Genomic DNA, 18473 nt, shown 5'->3' on the forward strand with positions numbered 1-18473 from the left:
CCCGTCCTGTCCTGATCGGCTGCCTCTCGGCTTCCGGCTCCCTACACTTGCCGGAACTGAGCCGAGTGAGGGCCGAGGCGGGGGCGCGTGAGCGGAAACAGTGGTGACGACAGACTTCGCGAGCTGGCGAAGGCATCGCCCAACTTCAGTCGTCTGTACGGGTATCAACCTCTCTTGGCCATCTACGGGTCGCAGGCGGAACTGACCGTTCTGACCAATCCGAACGCGGCCTACGTCAGTGCGGGGCAGTTCGGCGAGGTGCTGGCGGAGGAGTTCGTCACCCGTACGGGCACGCGTGTCCAGGGCACGACCCAGTACGACCGCCTCAACGCGCTCACCCGGGCGGGCGTGCTCGTCGGCTGGAGCCGTGACGCGTTCGACCAGCTGCGCCGGGGCCGCAACGACGCCGCGCACAATCACCTCTTCGACACGACGAGGGCACTCGAAGCGCTGAAGTTGTGCTGGCAGTTGGGTGACCTCTTCGACCGGGCCATGGGCGGTACCCGCACGGTGTCCGCGTTCGTCCCACCGACGCTCCCGGCCGAGGCGCCGTCCGTCGACCCGGAGGAACTCGCGGAGCTGCAGGAGGCGCTGGAAGGGCATCGCCGCGCGCTTGCCGAGTCGCGGATCAAGCTGACCGAGGCCGGCGACCGCCTCGAGGCCGAGCGGCGGGCGCGTGCCGAGGCGGAGGCGCTGATCGCCAGCGCGCAGCGGACGAAGTCCGCGTACGCCGCCCAGATCGAAGAACTGCGGGCGCAGGTCGCCGATCTGCGCGCGGCTCACCAGCAGCGGTACGACCATGAGCGGCTCCAGCCCCGCAAGGTTGCTTCCGCCGCCCGCGAGGCCATCGTGGAACGCGCGCAGCGTCCCGCCCCGCTCAACGAGGTGCAGGCACGCAAGAAGATCGACGCGATGCTCACCAAGGCGGGCTGGCTGATCCAGAGCAAGTCCGAGGCCAACCCGCTGGCGGGCCGGGGCGTGGCCATCGAAGAGTTCACCTTGGCCACGGGCCGGGCCGACTACGTCCTCTACGTCGACGGGAAGATCGTCGGCGTCATCGAGGCCAAGCGTGAGGGAACCCCGCTCGCCGGCGCCCTCGCCCAGAACGAGCGGTACGCGGCCGGGGTGCTCAAGGAGCACGCCATGGCCGTCTGGCGCCGGGAAGAGCCCTTCGCGTTCCGTTACGTCAGCACGGGCGCGGAGACGTACTTCCTGAACCGGGTCGACCCCGAAGCCCGCTCCCGGGAGGTCTTCGCCTTCCACCGTCCCGAGACGATCGCCGCGTGGATGAAGCGGGCCGACGAGGAGCCGGGCACACCCACCTTCAGGGCAGCCCTGCGCACGAGCATGCCGCTCCTGGAGACCCACGGCCTGCGCATGGCCCAGGTGAAGGCCATCACGGGCCTGGAGAGCTCTCTGGCCACCGATCGGCCGCGCGCCCTCATCCAGATGGCGACGGGCGCCGGCAAGACGTTCACGGCCGTCACGGAGACCTACCGCCTGCTGCGCCACGCGGGTGCCCGAAGGATCCTCTTCCTCGTCGACCGCAACAACCTCGGCCGTCAGGCGCACGCCGAGTTCGACAAGTACCGCACACCCGACGAGAACCGGAAGCTGACCGACCTCTACAACGTGGACATGCTGGGCCGCAGCGGCCTCCAGGACACGTCGGCGGTCGTGATCTCCACCATCCAGCGGATGTACGCGCTACTCAAGGGCGAGGAGCTGGCTGACGGCCTGGAGACGGACGAGCCGGAGTCGAACGAGGCCGCGGCCGGGGACAGAGCGGGCGGGGCGGACAGGAACGTCGAGCCGGGGGAGGACAAGAACGTCTCGAACCTCGACGAGACGTACGCGGCGGACGAACCGATCACGGTCGAGTACAACCCGGACGTCCCGATCGAGTCCTTCGACGTGATCGTCGTCGACGAGTGCCACCGCTCCATCTACGGTCTGTGGCGCGGCGTCCTGGAGTACTTCGACGCCCACCTGGTCGGCCTCACGGCCACGCCCACCCGTCAGACCAAGGGCTTCTTCGACAACAATATGGTGTCGAAGTACACGTTCGAGCAGGCCGTGGCCGACGGCGTCAACGTCGACTTCGACATCGTGCGTCTGAACACCACTCTGCGGGAGGACGGCGGCGCGAAGATCGAGGCGGGTACGACCGTACGTATCCGCGACCGACAGACCCGCACCCAGCGGTACGAGGAGCTCGACGAGGACTTCGAGTACACCACCGCGCAGCTCGGCCGCTCGGTGATCACCGAGGACGAGATCCGGGCCGTGCTGACGACATACAAGAACCACTGGCAGCGGTGGTTCCCGGGCCGTGCGGACCTGCCCAAGACTCTTGTCTTCGCGGCCGGCGACGATCATGCCGAAGAGGTGTTGAAGCAGGTCAAGGAAGTCTTCGGCCGGGGCGACGCCTTCGCGAAGAAGATCACGTACCGGTCGCGGCAGAACGGGGACAACCCCGACACGTTGATCAACGACCTGCGCAACTCGCCGAGGCTCCGTGTGGCGGTCACCGTCGACATGATCGCCACGGGGACCGATGTGAAGCCGCTGGAGTGCGTGATCTTCCTGCGGTCGATCAAGAGCCCGGTGCTCTTCGAGCAGATGAAGGGCCGGGGCGCCCGCTCGATCGACGCCGACGACCTCAAGGCGGTGACGCCGGATGCGGCACCCGACCTGACGAAGGACCGGTTCGTCCTGATCGACGCGGTGGGTGTGACCGACTCACCCCTGGTGGACGCCCGGCCACTGATCCCGGCGGGGGAGAAGAGCGTCTCGCTGGCGAAACTCCTCGACAAGGCGGGCACCCTGTCGCTGACGGCGGACGAGGCGGAGACGCTGGCACGTCGCCTCGCTCGTATCGAGCGGCAGCTCGGCGATGAGGAGAAGGGACTCCTGGCCCAGACGTCCGGGGGCGTCAGCCTGGCCGATCTGGCGCGCCGGATCACCGACGCGGTGGATGTGGACACCCAGGACCAGGCTCGCCACGAGGGTGGCCCGGAACTGGCCAGGAAGCTGGTGCAGGACGCGGTGGCCCCGCTGACCGCCAGCCCGGAGCTGCGCAAGCTGATCCTGGAGATCCGCCACCAGCAGGACCTGACGTACGACGAGACGACGGAGGTACGGGTCACCGAGATACGGGAGATCCCGCGCGAGGAGCGGGCCGAAAAGGCGCTGGATGAGTGGAAGTCGCTGCTCGAGAAGGAGCAGCAGGACGAGAACGTGGCGATCCGCGTGGCGCTGGGCAGCGGTGCCCGTGTCAGCCCGCGTGAGGCCAGAGACGCACTGAAGGAACTCTCCGGCAGGATCCGGGCGACCAACCGAGCCTGGACGACGGGTGTCCTGTGGGGTCACTACGACCAGCTCGGCAAGGCTGCGGCGAGCCCAGGCAAGGAGGCGGGCCTCGGAGACCTGGTGCGCCTCATCCGCTTCGAGCTCGGCGCGGACGACGAGCTCCGCCCGTACCGTACGGTGGTCGAGGAGCGCTTCGAGGGCTGGCTGCTGCGGCAGCAACAGGCCGGTGTGGAGTTTACCGAGGACCAGCTGTGGTGGCTGGACCGCATAAAGAACGCCATCGTCACCGACATCGGCATAGAGCCGGGAGACTTCGGACACGCGCCCTTCACCGAGCGCGGCGGAGGCCGGGGTTTCATGCAGGCGTTCGGTGACAAGGACAAAGCGTTGGAATTGCTGGATGAGCTGAATCAGGAACTGGCGTGAGCGTGAGTGTGGACGGGGAGAGAAGCCTTCCGGCTGGGTGGGTTTGGGCCAGGTTGGAAGATTTGTTGGCTAGCGAGCCACGCGCCATGACGGATGGCCCGTTTGGGTCGAACCTGAAGTCGGCGCACTACACGGATTCCGGAGCCCGCGTCATTCGCCTTCAGAATGTCGGAGACGGCGTTTTTCGCGATGAGCGCGCATATATCAGTCTCGAACACTTCGAAACCCTTCGATCTCATGAGGCTGTTGTAGGAGATTTGCTCCTTGCCTCCTTGGGAGAGACGCTGCCACGCGTAGCCATTCTTCCCAAATTTGATGAGCCGGCCATCGTAAAGGCCGATGTCATCCGCGCGCGACTGCACGAGCAAGTTCTTACGAAGTGGGTCTACTACGTTTTGCTCGCGCCACAGACGCGTGCCTACGCGAGTGCGCTGATCAAGGGCGTGGGACGGCCAAGGTTGGGCATGGCTGCGATGAGGGACATCCCCATCCCCCTGCCGCCGCTCGCGGAACAGCACCGCATCGTTGAGGCTCTCGAAGAGCAGTTGTCGCGGCTCGATGCCGCTGTTGCGAGCGTGGATGCGGGGCGGCGACGGGCGCAAAGCCTGGGACCAGCGACGCTGACCAGTGTGCTGTCGAGGGTTGGTGATCTTCCGGTGAAGCCTCTTGGCGAGTTGCTGAGGGAGCCGTTGAGGAATGGGCATTCCGCCAAGGCGACCGCGGATTCGTCTGGTATCCGTACACTCAATCTCACCGCAGTCACACAGGGAGATTTCGGCAACACCAACACGAAGCTGACTGTCGCCGACCCTCACCGCGTACGGCATCTTTGGCTGAGTCGAGGAGATATTTTCGTCCAGAGGTCTAATACTCCGGACCTCGTGGGCACCACGGCGATGTATGAAGGGCCCAGCGACTGGGCAATTTTTCCCGATCTGCTGATTCGGGTCCGCGTGAACGAAGAAGTGCTCCCGGAGTTCATGACCTTGGTCCTTCAGAGTTGTAGAGGTCGGGCATACTTCAAATCCCGCGCAAAAGGTCTGGCCGGCTCTATGCCCAAGATTGATCAGGCGACAATTGAAGGATTCCCCATTCCTGTGCCACCCCTTGAAATGCAAGCGGGAATTGTCGCAGAAGTGCGTGATGAATTTGACCGCGTTGCTCGCGTGACGGGCGAGCTCCAGCGGGCTCGGCAGCGGTCCGTCGGCCTTCGCAACGCGCTCTTGCGTGCGGCCTTCAGCGGGAGACTGGTCCCGCAGAATCCGAATGACGAGCCTGCCCAGGCACTCCTGACCCGCATTGCAGCCGAGCGCGTAACCCGGCCCACCGCGAAGCGCACCCGCAAGACCACGGCCAAGAAGGCTGCCGTCCCGCGAGCTGCCGCGCTTTCCGACCCCGCCCCCGAACCGACCCCCGCCCCCGCCCTCGCCGTACAGCAGGAGTTCGACCTGTGACCGCCCCCGTAGACGACCAGCAGCCCGTGAACGAGTCGGGCGAGACGACCGCCAAGGCCGTCGCGCAGACGAACACGCTCGTCTCCAAGCTCTGGAACTACTGCAATGTCCTCCGCGACAACGGCATGTCCACCATCGAGTACGTGGAGCAGCTCTCCTACCTGCTGTTCCTCAAGATGGTCGACGAGATCGAGGACAACCCCTGGGACGTCCAGGACATGAGTTCCATCGTGCCGGCCGACTACAACTGGAAGTCGCTCGTCGGCAAGCGCGGGGCGGCTCTGGAGAAGCACTACCGGGACACTCTCGAACACCTTGGCAACAAGCCCGGCACCACCATCGGCACGATCTTCGCCGACGCCCAGAACCGGATCACCAAGCCTGCCCTGCTGGAAAAACTGGTCGTCGAACTGATCGGCCGCGAAGAGTGGACCGTGACGGGCACGGACCTCAAGGGCGACGCCTACGAGGGCCTGCTCAACAAGGGCGCCTCCGACACGAAGACCGGTGCCGGCCAGTACTTCACGCCCCGCGCCCTCATCGACGCCATGGTCGATGTCACCCGGCCCGGCCCGGACGACACCATCACGGACCCGGCCTGCGGCACCGGCGGCTTCCTCATCGCGGCTCACTCCTACATCCGTCACCACCACATGAAGAACATGTCGCTGGATGATCGGAAGGCCTATGACGAGGGCCGCAAGATCTGGGGCAACGAACTCGTCACTGCCACCGCCCGTCTCGCCGCGATGAACATGCTCCTCCACGGCATCGGCAAGAGCGACGGCCCGAGCCTCATCCACGTCGGTGACGCCCTCGCGGACAAGCCCAGCGGCAAGCACGCCACCCTCGTCCTCGCCAACCCTCCCTTCGGCCGCAAGTCCGCGATCACGGTCATCGGCCAGGACGGCGAAGTAGAGAAGGAGGACATCCAGTACGACCGCGACGACTTCACCGCGACCACCACCAACAAGCAGCTGAACTTCCTGCAACACATCATGTCGTTGACGGCTGTTGGTGGCCGTGCCGCCGTCGTCCTGCCCGACAACGTCCTCTTCGAGGGCGGGGCCGGTGAAAAGGTCCGGCGTAAGCTGCTCGACGAGTTCGACCTTCACACGATCCTGCGGCTGCCCACCGGCATCTTCTACGCCGGTGGCGTCAAGGCCAACGTCCTCTTCTTCGACAAGAAGGCCCCGCGGGCTGACGGCAAGCCCCACACCTCGGTGACGTGGATCTACGACTTCCGCACCGGCCAGCACTTCACGCTCAAGCAGCGCCCGCTGACCCGCGCCCATCTCGACGACTTCGTGGCGGCGTACCGGGCCGACGAACCCCGGTCGTCCCGCGTGGCGTCCGAGGACGAGAACGGCCCGTTCAGGAAGTTCAGTTACGAGGACCTGATCGCCCGCGACAAGGTCAATCTCGACATCACGTGGATGAAGGATCCCGCCCTCGACGACGCCGACAGCGCGCTCTCACCCGAGGAGATCGCAGAGGAGATCGTCCGCGACCTTCAGTCCGCGCTGATCGAGTTCACGGCCATCGCGCGCTCGTTGGGCGGCGAGGTCGACGTTCCGGAGGCCGAGGTCGAGTAGCCGGTCAGCCCTTTGCCGCGTACGCCACGAAGTCGGCCCAAGCCCCGGGCGAGAGCTGGAGGCGAGGGCCGGCGGTCTGTTTGGAGTCGCGAACGTGGATGGCGCCTGGGGCGGTGGCGATCTCGACGCAGGACTCGCCGCTGGTGCCGCCGCTGTAGCTGCTCTTGAACCAGGCCAGTTCGCAGCCGTCAGGGGCTGAGGTGGCGCGGATCATGTTTCTCCCAGCAGTCGTTCGATGAAGGTCAGTGATTCCCGTGGTGGGAGAGCTTGAGCCCGGATGGTGCTGAACCACAGTTCAACGATGCGGAGTTGCTTCGGCTCCGAGACCAACCGGCCACTGAACACACCGTCGGCGCGCCCCGCTGCTGTTCCGTCCGTGAACTTCAGCAGTTCGATCCTGCCGTCCAGTCCTGGATGGGCGTCACTCTTCGTCGGCATCACCTGAAGCGTGACGTGACGCAAGCGTCCCACCTTTTGGAGGCGTTCGAGCTGCTGCCTCCAAGTCATTGTGCCCCCGACTTCCCGGTGAAGTGAGGCTTCCTCCAGCACGAAGTTGATCGATAGTGACTGATCCCGCTCGAAGACCGACTGCCGTGCCAGGCGAGCGGCCACCATGCGGTCCACGTCGTCCGGCGCGTATGGGGGCTGCGCCGCTTCGATCAATGCTCGCGCATGTTCCGGTGTCTGCAACAGCCCCGGGATCGTGTTGCACTCGTACACCCCGATCTCGACCGCTTTCGCCTCCATCGCCGCCAGATCTCGCACCTTCTTCGGGTACCGAACCCTTTTCACATCCTCCTTCATCGCCGAGAGCAGCCCACCCGCCCCCAACACTTCGTCGGCCTTGTCCAGGAAGTCAGGCTGGGGAATCCGCCTCCCGCCCTCGATCTTGTAGACCATGTCCTCGCCGTACCCGACGGCCTTCCCGAACTCTGCGGCCCGCATCCCGACTGCTTCCCGCCGCAGCTTCAGCTGTCGTCCCACGGTTGCGACGACTGCCACACCCCAGTCGTCATCGGGGTCTACTTCCCAGCCCGGTTCGTCCGCCTCGGTCTTGAGCCGACCTGTCGCACCGTCCACGTGCATCGCGCACCCCTCCGCCGTACCGCCATTGGCGCGTCACCGTTCACGGTACGCATGCATCGCCACGCTGAGTGACGTGAATCAAAAAGACGGTATGGGCCGAACTGGACCTCGCACCGGAACCTGGTCGCCCGTGCTTCGGTGCGACGGGCGGTCTTTTATCCAAGAACCACACAGGTGAAAGAACCCGACCAAACCCCACCCCTCCCGCCCACAGCGCAAACTCACTCGCGCGAGTGAACATGTCCAACTGGGCTGGATTTGGGACCGGTTGCCTGCCTTACGCTCAGCGCAACACAACAGCAGACATGCGACGGCCCTCGCCGGGACGCCAATCCCAGTGCGAGGGCCTGACCACCGAGGAAGAAGAGAGCTTCCCGATGGATACGCAGAACCCTAGCGCGCCCCTGTGCGCCCAGTCCCGTGTTGCGGCCGGTCTGGCCGACAAACCTCCGACTCGGCACCCCCGTTCCGGCGGCGGCCTCGTCCACGAGAACATCCGGCACACCACCCGGTTCACGGTGATCGGCAACCACCTCGTCCAGCACCCGGAGCTGTCCGGACTCGCGATCGGGCTCGGCGCCCACATCCAGTCCCTCCCGGCCGGCGCCCCCGTGGACATCAAGACCCTGGCCGCCCGCTTCCCCGAGGGTGCGGTCCGTATCGCCGCCGCCCTGCGCGAGCTCGAAGCCCACGGCTACCTCCGCCGCACCCGCGAACGCGTCTCCGGCGGCCGGATCGTCACCCGTACGGTCTCCTGCAACCAGCCGGGACGCCACACCGACTCAGAAGCCGCTCCCGAGTCCGCCCGGCCGGCTCGCTCCAGCCCGGCGCATGTCGGGTTGGCACACGCCGGACCGGGGAACCGTGCTCCAGAACGCCCCAGGCCGGGGCACCCCGCCCCAGGGCACTCCAGGCCACGTACACCCCGCAAGCCCCTCCCCACGGTGCCGCAGCCCACCTGCGCCGCCCCGGGGCTCCTCCAGGCCGCCGCAGAGCTTCTCGCGGGTCTGCACCGCGACGACCCCCGCCTGCTCCTGTCCGCCTGCGACAGCGCCCACCTCGCCCCGGGCGTCGCCGCCTGGCTGGAGCGCGACGTCAGCGCCACCGCCGTACGCCACGCACTCACCGCCGATCTGCCGCCTGAAGGGCTACGACGCCCGGCCGCCCTCCTGGCTCACCGCCTCGCCTCGCAGCTGCCGCCCCCGCCCCCGTTCCGGGCGCCCGCCCAGCCATCCACCGTCCGGCACCCGCTCCAGACCTGCGACGGCTGCGACCGTGCTTTCCGGGCACCAGAGCCCGGCCGCTGCCGCGACTGCCGGGCGGGCGTGCCCGAGGCTGCCTGAGGGGCGCTTGCGCAGGCATCCAGAACCCCAGGTCACCGGCTTCACGACAAGAAAGGTTCAAGGCCTGCCGTGGTCGGCTCCCAGTTGTCGACAGAAACTCCGGAGACGCGTTTCCGGTCACCTCCCGAGGCCGGCTCGGCTGTCGTCCTGGCTCGCTACTCTGGCGGGGGTATCCCCAGGAGGACACGATGAGCACCCAGTCCGATCACGGGCACGAGCTGATCCCCCGCCCTGAGCACACCCCTGACGCCCTGCGCGCGGCCCTCGCCGTCGTCGCTCCGGGCCGTCTGGAGGAGATGCAGGCCAAGAAGGACGAGGCGTTCGCCAAGGCGGTCGAATGGCAGTCCCTCAGCCCTGTGCAGAGCTGGGTACTGATCTGGGCCAGGGACATCGAGATCGCCCGCCGCCCCGATCTGTCCGCCCGCCACTCCCACGCGAAGAGCCGCCTGGAACACGAGGACCCGGCCATCGCCCAGGAGGCACTGGGGGAACTGGCCTCCGTCCTGGACGAGGCCATGAGGGCAGTCCGCGGGTGAGCTGGAAGTGGGAGTACACCTTCGGAGCGGAGGAAAACGCTCGTACCGCTCCGCCCGACTTCCTCCTCAAGGTGGAAGCGAAGGCGGACGAACTGGTCAGGGCGGCCGAAGCCTTCCACGTTCACGGCCGGGCCCATGAGGGTGAGGACCCTAAGGGCGGCGACATCATCATTCCCGGCGGGATGTTCACCTATCAGGTCGTCGTACGGAGCGAGCGCGTCTACGTCGTTCAGATCACGTATCTGGCTTTCTGAACCTTCGGCTCGTCGGCTTCCGAGCCCGCGTGGCAGCGGTCGTTCGGCCGGGCGTGGCCTGGGGAAGGTGAAGTGATCGGCTCCCCGGAGGAGCGTGATCCGGAACGGGGCGGGCTGGAATCGGCCACCTTCGGCCGAGGTGCGCATTCCAACTTGACTGGCCCCCGTGCGGCCCGGGAATCGTGATCGTAGCGATAGTGACGAATATTTCTGTACGGGGGTTACGTGTGACCATTCCCAGACCGCAGACGCCGCAATTTGCCGCGTTTATGGCTAACTTGACATATGCCCGACGCATGGTCGAGGCGGGTCGGATGCTCACCCCGTTCCAGTCGCCCACGATCGACATCGACGACTTCTACCGCGCGGCCTGGGTGCAGGCCGTCGGGGCCATCGATCACTGGCTGCACGAGGAAGTGCTGAGACGTGTCGCGGAGTTGGCCGGCAAGGACAGCCCCGACATGCCGTACCAGCTGCGTACCTACGAACTGCCGCTGTACCGGGTCGAGGCCGTGCGCGGAGGTGAGGTGACGCTGGCCGAAGCCGTGGTCGAGCAGCTGCGCGACAAGCTCGCGGGCCAGGCGCTTCAGCACCCCGGCAAGATCTCCGAGGTGCTCAAGCTCGTGACGGAGAAGAAGGTCTGGTACGAGGCGGCGGGGCAGATCAACGGATGGTTCCAGGGTCGTACCACGCTGAACGAGAAAAAGCTTCGCAGCCGCTATCTGGAGATCACTCAGCGGCGCAACAAGATCGCCCACGACGCGGACCTGATCGACGGTGACCTCGAACGGCGCCGTCCGATCGATGAGGCCGAGGTCACGGATGCCATCGACTGGATCGAGAGGATCGCGCTGGCGATAGCGCATGTGCTCGACGACGAGGCCTGACAGACGACCCGCGGGCGACGGTCAGGCGGCCGGTGCCTCGTAGGGTGGGTTCCATGACGGAACTGCCCGACCGGCGTCTGCTCCTGGTGCACGCGCATCCGGACGACGAGTCGATCAACAATGGCGCGACCATGGCCCGGTACGCGGCCGAGGGCGCCCATGTGACGCTGGTGACCTGCACCCTCGGCGAGGAGGGCGAGGTCATCCCGCCCGAACTCGCCCATCTCGCCCCCGACCGTGACGGCGGACTCGGCCCGTACCGGACCGGTGAGCTGAGCGCCGCCATGAAGGAACTGGGCGTCGCCGACCACCGCTTCCTGGGCGGCCCCGGACGGTTCCGCGACTCCGGGATGATGGGCGCCGAGCAGAACCACCGCGCGGGCGCCTTCTGGTCCGCGAACCTCGACGAGGCCGCCGACTGCCTGGTGGAGGTGATCCGCGAGGTGCGCCCCCAGGTGCTCGTCACCTATGACCCCCATGGGGGTTATGGGCACCCGGACCACATCCAGGCCCACCGCGTGGCCACCCGCGCCGCCGAACTGGCCGCGGAGCCCACCCATCGCCCCGACCTCGGTGACGCGTGGCGGATCACCAGGACCTACTGGAACCGGGTGCCCCGCCCGGTCGCCGAGGAGGCGTTCGCCCGGCTGCGCGCGGTCCTCCCGGAGCTGCCGTTCGACCGCGTGGCCGCCGTCGACGACGTACCGGGCGTGGTCGACGAGGCGACGGTCACCACCGAGATCGACGGAACCGCGTACGCCGCCGCCAAGGCCGCCGCGATGCGGGCGCACGCCACCCAGATCACCGTGGACGGGCCCTGGTTCGTCCTCTCGAACGAGCTGGCACAGCCGCTCTTCACCACCGAGTACTACGAACTGGTCGACACCCGCCGGCCCGCGACACGCGAGACGGACCTCTTCGCGGGGATCGACGGCACCGAGACGATCGAAGGGGCCGACCGATGAGGGGTACGGGCATGGCGAGGGCGAGGATGAGGACGACTTGGCTGGGGGCGGATCTGTGATGAGCCTGAACGGACAGCGCGGCGGCAGCATGCTCGCCCAGCCGCTGACACGGCCCTCGGGCGGGCGGATCGCCGCCTACCTGGGACTCTTCCTGCTCGGCGCCGTGGTCGGCGTCGCCGGGGCGCTGGTGCAGCCGGGCTGGTTCCCGCTCGGGCTGCTGCTCGCGCTGGCGGGCGCCGCCGGACTCTTCCTGGGCGGCGCGAGGGCGACCGAGTCCCGCGCCGGGGCCGTCGCCCCCGCGGCGGGCTGGATGATCGCGGTCGTGCTGCTCACCGCCAGCCGCCCGGAAGGTGACTTCCTCTTCGGCGTGGGAGTCGTCTCGTACCTCTTCCTGCTCGGAGGCATGGCCCTGGCTGTGATGTGCGCCACTCTCGGCCTGGGGCGGCAACCAGGCCCTTCCGGCGCCCGACTTGGCAAGTGACGTACCACTTCGCCGTATCGGTCCCGTGCGGGTCCCGTGCGAGATTCCTGGACGGCCGAGGTTTGCGGGCCGTACATGGCCAGTATGGTGGTGCGCGCCGCCGAGCTGCCCGAGATGAGGTCGAGTAAACGGGCGGCGGAGCCAACCGGGAGAACCTGCCTTGAGTCGTGAAACTGACAGTTCGTCCTCCGGGCCCAACGGGCGCGGTGGAGCCGCGTACCCGTCGGGGACGCCGCCGTACGGCACCCCTGCGGCTTCCGAAAGCGGTGCCGACGCGGCCCGTTCGGCCGCCGGTAAGCCGCCGGAGGAGCGCAAGACCGAGACCACCCTGACGACACGGATCCGGATCAACATCCCCGGGTCGCGGCCCATCCCGCCCGTGGTCGTCCGTACACCCGTCGCCGACGCCGACGTGTCGCCCGAGGGCGGCGACGGCGCGCGCACCGGGACGCACCAGGCGCCGCACGGCATGAGCGCGTCCACGGGCGCCTCCGCCACGACGGCCACCACTCCGGCCCCGTTCGCACCGGCGCCCGCGCCCCTGCCCGGGGACCAGCCCGGGGCGGCCGAGGAGAAGACGAGCGACTGGTTCGCGCCCCGCAAGGCCGGCGCGCCCCCCAAGGGCGGACCGGCAGGCGGCTCGACCAATGGGGCGGGCCTGCCGGGCGGTTCGGCTCCGGCCGGCGCGGCGGGTTCCGCGGGCGCGCCGGGCGCGGGACGGCCGATGCCGTCCACCGGCGCCGGTCCCCTGGGCATCACCGGCGGACGGCCCGGCGGTACGAACGGCGCCGGACTCCCCGGTGCCACCGGTGCCGGACCCGTGGCCCCCGGCCACGGCGGCGGCACGGGCTCCTTCGACGTCTCCGGGGCGCTGCGCGACACCGGCTCCTTCCCGGCCATCGGTTCGGCCGGCGGTTCGGGCGGCGGTTCGGGCGAACCGCGCCGCGACGACCTCCCGTACTTCTCCGAGGGCGGCCGGGGCGGCCCGGCCGGCCCCACCAGCGGTCCCACCACCGGTGACGGCCCGCTGCTGCCTCCGGCCGGTGCGGGCGCGGCCCCCGGCAGCCTGGCCGCGTCGCCCCGCACGGGCCCCGGGAGCCGGGACACGGGCACGGGATACCCCGGCAACGGCTCGCGCGGCGGCCTGAGCGGCGGTCTCAGCGACGACACCGCGATCCTCACCCCGCAGAAGCCGGCGCCCGACCCGGGACCCGGCGGCTACGGCGCCCCCGCGGACAACGTCTCCGGGCACACCCTGACCAGCGGCATCCCCGTCGTGACGCCCAGCCAGAACTTCGCGTACGACGCGGGGACGCGGGGCGACGGGCCCCGGTCGCACACCCCGCCGAAGCTCCCCGAGCCGGTCCAGCAGCCGTCCGCCTCGTCGAAGCAGGCGAAGAAGAAAAAGGGCCGCAACAAGCCGGCGCTCCTCGGCTTCCTCGTCGTGGTCCTCGTCGGCGGCGCCTACGGCGCGGGCCTGCTCATGAACCACTCGGACGTGCCCAAGGGCACCACCGTGCTCGGCGTCGACATCGGCGGCGGCACCCGTGACGACGCCGTCAAGAAGCTCGACGACGCCTTCAGCACGCGGACGAACAAGCCTCTCGTGCTGTCCGTCGACGGCGACACCGTCCAGCTCAGGCCCGACCAGGCCGGACTCCAGCTGGACAGTCAGGCCACCGTCCGCGCCGCCGCCGGCAGCGACTACAACCCGATCTCGGTGATCGGCTCCCTGTTCGGCCAGGAACGCGTGGTCGAGCCCGTGATGCCGGTCGACAAGGAGAAGCTGCAGGCCGCCCTGGAGCGCGCCGCCAGCGGCGCCGGTTCGGCGAGCGACGGCACGATCAAGTTCCAGCCGGGCAAGGCCGTCGCCGTCTACGGCAAGGCGGGCAAGGGCATCGACGTCGGCCCCTCGCTGCAGGCCGTCCAGGACGCGTACCGCGCCCAGGTGGAGACCAACGCGACCACTCCGGTGAAGGTCGCCACCACGACCCGCCAGCCGACGGTCAGCAAGGCCGAGGTGGACCGCAAGATGTCGACGTTCGCGACGGTCGCCATGTCGGCGAACATCACCATTCGTACGGACGCCACCCACGCCATCCCCTTCAGCCCGCAGAAGTCCATCTGGAAGTTCCTGAGCGTCACGCCGGTCCAGGGCAAGCTCGTCGAGCACTACGACCTCAACGTGCTCCAGGGGCTGTACGGCCATGCCTTCGACGGCGTGACGATCACCAAGGGCGACGGCAGCAAGAAGGCCGTGAGCCCGCAGGACGTCGCCTCCGCCATAGGAAGGGCGCTCTTGGGGAAGACGACCGCCGCACGCGACGTGACCATCCCCACCAACCCCAACTAGCGGGCGCACCAAGCACACAGAGGGCACCCGGCCGAGTTCTCCCCGGCCGGGTGCCCTCTTGCCGTGTCGCACGGTCCGCCCGGAGCACGGACATGATCCGCCGCACGCGCGGACATGATCCGCCGCAGGACACAGGCACGGTCCGCCGGTATGACATCTGTCATCCGCGACCCAGGACACACCGCACTGCCGCGACGGCCCCCTTCTCCCTCACGATGGACGACATGACAACGACTGCGGGGACCACCACCACATCGGTGGTCCGGTTCGAATCGGTGACCAAGAGCTACGGGAACGTCCGGGCCGTGGACGGGCTGACGCTCGAACTGCACCCGGGCGAGACCGTCGCCCTGCTCGGCCCCAACGGCGCGGGCAAGTCGACCACGCTCGACCTGCTGCTCGGCCTCAAGAACGCCGACAGCGGGACGGTCCGGGTGTTCGGCACCGGCCCGCGCGAGGCGATCGTCGCCGGCCGGGTGGGCGCCATGCTCCAGAGCGGCGGCCTGATGGACGAGGTCACCGTCGGTGAACTGGTCAAGCTCGCCTGCGATCTGCACCCGAGGCCGTACCGGGCCGCCGACGTCCTCGCCCGCGCCGGTGTCACCCAGATCGCCGACCGCAAGGTCAACAAGCTCTCCGGCGGTCAGGCACAGCGCGTCCGCTTCGCCCTCGCCACGGCCGGCGACAGCGACCTGATCGTCCTCGACGAGCCCACCACCGGCATGGACGTCACCGCCCGGCAGGCCTTCTGGGCCACCATGCGCGAGCAGGCGGACCAGGGCCGTACGGTCCTGTTCGCCACGCACTACCTGGAGGAGGCCGACGCCATAGCGGACCGCGTGCTCGTCCTGCACCGGGGACGGCTGCTGGCCGACGGCACCGCGGCCGAGATCAAGGCCAAGGCCGGCGCCCGCCGCGTCGCCTTCGACCTGGAGGGCACGATCGACGAGGCCCCGCTGCGCGCGCTGCCCTTCCTCACCTCGATCGACGTGTCCGGGCAGACCGTCCGCGTCCAGTCCTCCGACGCGGACGCGACCGTCCACGCGCTGTACGGGCTCGGCGTCTACCCCCGCAACCTCGAAGTCGCCGGGCTCGGTCTAGAGCAGGCCTTCGTCGCCATCACCGCGGCCGAAGAGGCCACCCGCAGCGCCGCCGAAGACGCCACCCGCACCGCCGCCGAGGAGGCCACGTCCAAGTGAACAGTCTCATCAAGCTGGAGATCACCCGCGCCCTGCGCAACCGGAAGTTCCTGTTCTTCTCGGTGATCTACCCCTCGGCCCTGTTCCTGCTGATCGCGGGCAGCGCCGACAGCACCACCAAGGTGGACGGCACCGGCCTGACCCTGCCGACCTTCTTCATGGTCTCCATGGCCTCCTTCGGCGCCCTGACCGCCGTCCTCATGGGCAACAGCGAGCGCATCGCGAAGGAGCGGGAGAGCGGCTGGGTACGGCAGCTGAGGCTCACCACGCTGCCGGGCCGCGGCTATGTGTTCGCCAAGACGGCCAGCGCCGCCGTGATCAGCCTGCCGTCGATCGTGATCGTCTTCGTGGTCGCCGCGGTGGTGAAGGACGTACGCCTGGACGCCTGGCAGTGGCTCGCGCTCACCGGCGTGATCTGGGCCGGCAGCCTGGTCTTCGCCGCGCTCGGCGTCGCCATCGGCTATCTCGCCAGCGGCGACGCGGTCCGCCCGATCACGATGATCGTCTACTTCGGCCTGTCGATGCTCGGCGGTCTGTGGATGCCGACGACGACCTTCCCCGACTGGTTGCAGAACATAGCGAAGTGGCTGCCCACGCACGCGTACGCTGCCCTGGGGCAGGCCATCGAGCTGGGGAACGCCCCGCACGCGAAGGACATCGCCATCCTCGCCGTCTCCTTCGCCCTCTTCGCGGGCGGCGCGGCCTGGCTGTACCGGAAGGACACGCTGAAGGCGTGAGTGCCATGACGGAAGACCCGCTGCCCGACGGGGCCCGTACGGACCGGCTGGTGCGCATGGGAGAGTCCCCGCGCAGTGTCCGCGAGGCCCTGCGCAAGTCGGTGTGGATCGGCATCTGGCTGGTGTTCCTCAGCTCGCCGGTCCACGACCTCGTCTCCGGCCACCACACGCCCGCGGCCACCGCGGCCGGCTGCGTGGGCCTCGCGGCCTTCGTCGCGGTCTATCTGACGCTGGTCTTCCGGCACATGGGCAAGGCCTTCGCGGGCACCCTGGCCGTCACCCTCATGGTCCTCTCCCTCGGCGCGCTGGCCGTCGTCCTGTGCCTGACGCTCGGCGCGCCCTGGCTCGGCCTGTTCGTGTACGTCTCGGTCGCCTGCGGGACGACGTTCCCGCTGCGCGTCTCGTACTGGACCATCCCGCTCACCGCCGTCGTGATGCTGCTCGTCGGCCTGCACGGCGGCGAGCGGGACGCACGCGACCTCGTCCTGCTCGTCGTCCTCATCGGCTTCGCGATGACCGGTGTACGGCAGCTCGTCCTCACGACCGTGGAACTGCGCAAGGCACGGGCCACCGTCGCCCAGCTCGCCGCGAACGAGGAGCGCCTGCGGCTCGCCAGGGACCTGCACGACCTGCTCGGCCACTCGCTCTCGCTGATCACGCTGAAGAGCGAACTGGCCGGGCGGATGCTCCCCGGCCACCCCGACAAGGCGGCCCAGCAGGTCGCCGACATCGAACAGGTCAGCCGCCAGGCCCTGGTGGACGTACGCGAAGCGGTCACCGGCTACCGGCGGCCCCGGCTGGCCGGTGAACTCGCGGGCGCGCAGGTCGCGTTGACCGCGGCCGGCATCGTCGCCGACCTGCCGGCCGAACCCGGCCTCGACGGCGTTCCCGAGGACAGCGAGTCCGCGCTGGCCTGGGCGCTGCGCGAGGCGGTCACCAACGTCGTACGGCACAGCGGCGCCCGGCGCTGCGCCGTGGAACTCGTCCGGCGCCAGACCCTGGACGGCCCCGTGCTCGAACTCTCGGTGGAGGACGACGGCTCGGGCGGCCCCTCGGGCGCCACCCCCGGCAACGGCCTGACGGGACTGACCGAACGCCTGGAGAAGGCGGGCGGATCGCTGGAGGCGGGCCGCACCCGGCACGGGTTCCGGCTGGCCGCCCGTGCCCCCCTCGCGGGTGCTCAGGCCCCTGCGGACGCGGCGGACGACCCCGTAGGATCCGGTGCATGAGCCGCACGATCAAGGTCCTGCTCGCCGAGGACCAGTCGATGGTCCGCGAGGCGCTGGCCGCGCTGCTGGGACTGGAGCCGGACATCGAGGTGATCGCCCAAGTGGCCCGCGGCGACGAGGTGTTGGCGGCGGCCCGCGCCCATGACGTGGACGTGGCGCTCCTCGACATCGAGATGCCGGGCATGACGGGCATAGAGGCCGCGGCCGGACTCCACAAGGAGTTCCCCGCCCTGAAACTGGTCATCCTCACGACCTTCGGCCGCCCCGGATACCTCCGCAGCGCCATGGAGTCCGGCGCCGACGCCTTCCTGGTCAAGGACGCCCCCGCCGCCCAGCTCGCCGCGGCCGTACGCAAGGTGCTGGCCGGAGAGCGCGTCATCGACCCCACCCTCGCGGCCGCCGCCCTGGCCGGGGGCGCCAACCCCCTCACCGACCGCGAACGCGAGATCCTCCGCGCCGCCGCCGACGGCTCCACCAACGCCGAACTGGCGAAGGCCCTGCACCTGTCCCAGGGCACGGTCCGCAACTATCTCTCGACAGCGATCCAGAAACTCGCGGTCCGCAACAGGGCGGAGGCGGTACGGATCGCGCGGGAGAAGGGGTGGCTGTGAGCGGC

Annotated in this window: 16 protein-coding genes; 14 read left to right on the forward strand and 2 right to left on the reverse strand. The window is 68.9% G+C overall.

The features are described from left to right. Positions 1–174: 174 nt before the first annotated feature. From ACZ6KY_RS05975 to ACZ6KY_RS05985, 3 genes are all read left to right on the forward strand, one after another. Positions 175–3738: a type I restriction endonuclease subunit R gene (locus ACZ6KY_RS05975; protein WP_469309103.1), complete on the forward strand. Its 3564-nt coding sequence runs from the start codon at positions 175–177 to the stop codon at positions 3736–3738. Positions 3739–3824: 86 nt separating this feature from the next. Continuing rightward, the gene (locus tag ACZ6KY_RS05980; RefSeq protein ID WP_469309104.1) at positions 3825–5192 is read left to right on the forward strand and encodes a restriction endonuclease subunit S; all 1368 of its coding nucleotides are present in this window, start codon (positions 3825–3827) and stop codon (positions 5190–5192) included. Then, positions 5189–6787, forward strand: coding sequence for a type I restriction-modification system subunit M (locus tag ACZ6KY_RS05985; protein WP_469309105.1), 1599 nt, complete (start codon positions 5189–5191; stop codon positions 6785–6787). The genes ACZ6KY_RS05980 and ACZ6KY_RS05985 overlap by 4 nt, the downstream gene beginning before the upstream one ends. 4 nt (positions 6788–6791) lie before the next feature. On the opposite strand, the gene ACZ6KY_RS05990 is transcribed toward ACZ6KY_RS05985, so the two are convergent. Both ACZ6KY_RS05990 and ACZ6KY_RS05995 read right to left on the reverse strand, forming a co-directional pair. Further along, positions 6792–7001 carry a DUF397 domain-containing protein gene (locus ACZ6KY_RS05990; RefSeq protein ID WP_469309106.1) on the reverse strand — a complete coding sequence of 70 codons (210 nt, stop codon included), beginning with the start codon at positions 6999–7001 and terminating at the stop codon, positions 6792–6794. After that, on the reverse strand, positions 6998–7873 hold the full coding sequence (locus ACZ6KY_RS05995) for a helix-turn-helix domain-containing protein (RefSeq protein WP_469309107.1): 876 nt from the start codon (positions 7871–7873) through the stop codon (positions 6998–7000). The genes ACZ6KY_RS05990 and ACZ6KY_RS05995 overlap by 4 nt, the downstream gene beginning before the upstream one ends. A gap of 377 nt (positions 7874–8250) precedes the next feature. On the opposite strand from ACZ6KY_RS05995, the gene ACZ6KY_RS06000 reads away from it, so the two are divergent. The 11 genes from ACZ6KY_RS06000 (at position 8251) to ACZ6KY_RS06050 (ending at position 18468) form a co-directional block, all read left to right on the forward strand. Next, positions 8251–9216: a helix-turn-helix domain-containing protein gene (locus tag ACZ6KY_RS06000; RefSeq protein ID WP_469309108.1), complete on the forward strand. Its 966-nt coding sequence runs from the start codon at positions 8251–8253 to the stop codon at positions 9214–9216. Between the two features lie 188 nt (positions 9217–9404). Next, positions 9405–9752, forward strand: a complete 348-nt coding sequence (locus ACZ6KY_RS06005) for a hypothetical protein (protein WP_469309109.1) — start codon at positions 9405–9407, stop codon at positions 9750–9752. Then, the gene (locus ACZ6KY_RS06010) at positions 9749–10006 is read left to right on the forward strand and encodes a hypothetical protein (protein ID WP_469309110.1); all 258 of its coding nucleotides are present in this window, start codon (positions 9749–9751) and stop codon (positions 10004–10006) included. The genes ACZ6KY_RS06005 and ACZ6KY_RS06010 overlap by 4 nt, the downstream gene beginning before the upstream one ends. Before the next feature lie 296 nt (positions 10007–10302). After that, a complete protein-coding gene (locus ACZ6KY_RS06015; RefSeq protein WP_469309111.1) occupies positions 10303–10893 on the forward strand; it encodes a hypothetical protein in 591 nt (196 codons plus the stop codon). 53 nt (positions 10894–10946) lie between these two features. Next, on the forward strand, positions 10947–11858 hold the full coding sequence (gene mshB, locus ACZ6KY_RS06020; protein ID WP_469309112.1) for an N-acetyl-1-D-myo-inositol-2-amino-2-deoxy-alpha-D-glucopyranoside deacetylase: 912 nt from the start codon (positions 10947–10949) through the stop codon (positions 11856–11858). Positions 11859–11916: 58 nt separating this feature from the next. Further along, positions 11917–12339 (forward strand): DUF6113 family protein, encoded by a 423-nt coding sequence (locus ACZ6KY_RS06025; protein WP_469309113.1) that lies wholly within the window; start codon positions 11917–11919, stop codon positions 12337–12339. A 160-nt stretch (positions 12340–12499) separates the two neighbouring features. Continuing rightward, positions 12500–14692, forward strand: coding sequence for a hypothetical protein (locus tag ACZ6KY_RS06030; protein WP_469309114.1), 2193 nt, complete (start codon positions 12500–12502; stop codon positions 14690–14692). 224 nt (positions 14693–14916) lie between these two features. Continuing rightward, a complete protein-coding gene (locus ACZ6KY_RS06035) occupies positions 14917–15891 on the forward strand; it encodes an ABC transporter ATP-binding protein (RefSeq protein ID WP_469309115.1) in 975 nt (324 codons plus the stop codon). Next, a complete protein-coding gene (locus ACZ6KY_RS06040) occupies positions 15888–16628 on the forward strand; it encodes an ABC transporter permease (protein WP_401332964.1) in 741 nt (246 codons plus the stop codon). The genes ACZ6KY_RS06035 and ACZ6KY_RS06040 overlap by 4 nt, the downstream gene beginning before the upstream one ends. Positions 16629–16633: 5 nt before the next feature. Next, positions 16634–17857: a sensor histidine kinase gene (locus ACZ6KY_RS06045; protein WP_469309389.1), complete on the forward strand. Its 1224-nt coding sequence runs from the start codon at positions 16634–16636 to the stop codon at positions 17855–17857. After that, a complete protein-coding gene (locus tag ACZ6KY_RS06050) occupies positions 17854–18468 on the forward strand; it encodes a response regulator (protein WP_401332966.1) in 615 nt (204 codons plus the stop codon). The genes ACZ6KY_RS06045 and ACZ6KY_RS06050 overlap by 4 nt, the downstream gene beginning before the upstream one ends. Positions 18469–18473: the final 5 nt, after the last annotated feature.

This window comes from Streptomyces sp. NPDC042002 (genome assembly GCF_055588305.1).

Excerpts from the sequence above, each read along its gene's own strand:
- ACZ6KY_RS05980 (WP_469309104.1), top strand. The coding sequence starts at position 3,825 with ATGACGGATGGCCCGTTTGGGTCGAACCTGAAGTCGGCGCACTACACG.
- ACZ6KY_RS05990 (WP_469309106.1), bottom strand. The coding sequence starts at position 7,001 with ATGATCCGCGCCACCTCAGCCCCTGACGGCTGCGAACTGGCCTGGTTC.
- ACZ6KY_RS05995 (WP_469309107.1), bottom strand. The coding sequence starts at position 7,873 with ATGCACGTGGACGGTGCGACAGGTCGGCTCAAGACCGAGGCGGACGAA.
- ACZ6KY_RS06000 (WP_469309108.1), top strand. The coding sequence starts at position 8,251 with ATGGATACGCAGAACCCTAGCGCGCCCCTGTGCGCCCAGTCCCGTGTT.
- ACZ6KY_RS06005 (WP_469309109.1), top strand. The coding sequence starts at position 9,405 with ATGAGCACCCAGTCCGATCACGGGCACGAGCTGATCCCCCGCCCTGAG.
- ACZ6KY_RS06015 (WP_469309111.1), top strand. The coding sequence starts at position 10,303 with ATGGTCGAGGCGGGTCGGATGCTCACCCCGTTCCAGTCGCCCACGATC.
- mshB (WP_469309112.1), top strand. The coding sequence starts at position 10,947 with ATGACGGAACTGCCCGACCGGCGTCTGCTCCTGGTGCACGCGCATCCG.
- ACZ6KY_RS06025 (WP_469309113.1), top strand. The coding sequence starts at position 11,917 with ATGAGCCTGAACGGACAGCGCGGCGGCAGCATGCTCGCCCAGCCGCTG.
- ACZ6KY_RS06035 (WP_469309115.1), top strand. The coding sequence starts at position 14,917 with ATGACAACGACTGCGGGGACCACCACCACATCGGTGGTCCGGTTCGAA.
- ACZ6KY_RS06045 (WP_469309389.1), top strand. The coding sequence starts at position 16,634 with ATGACGGAAGACCCGCTGCCCGACGGGGCCCGTACGGACCGGCTGGTG.
- ACZ6KY_RS06050 (WP_401332966.1), top strand. The coding sequence starts at position 17,854 with ATGAGCCGCACGATCAAGGTCCTGCTCGCCGAGGACCAGTCGATGGTC.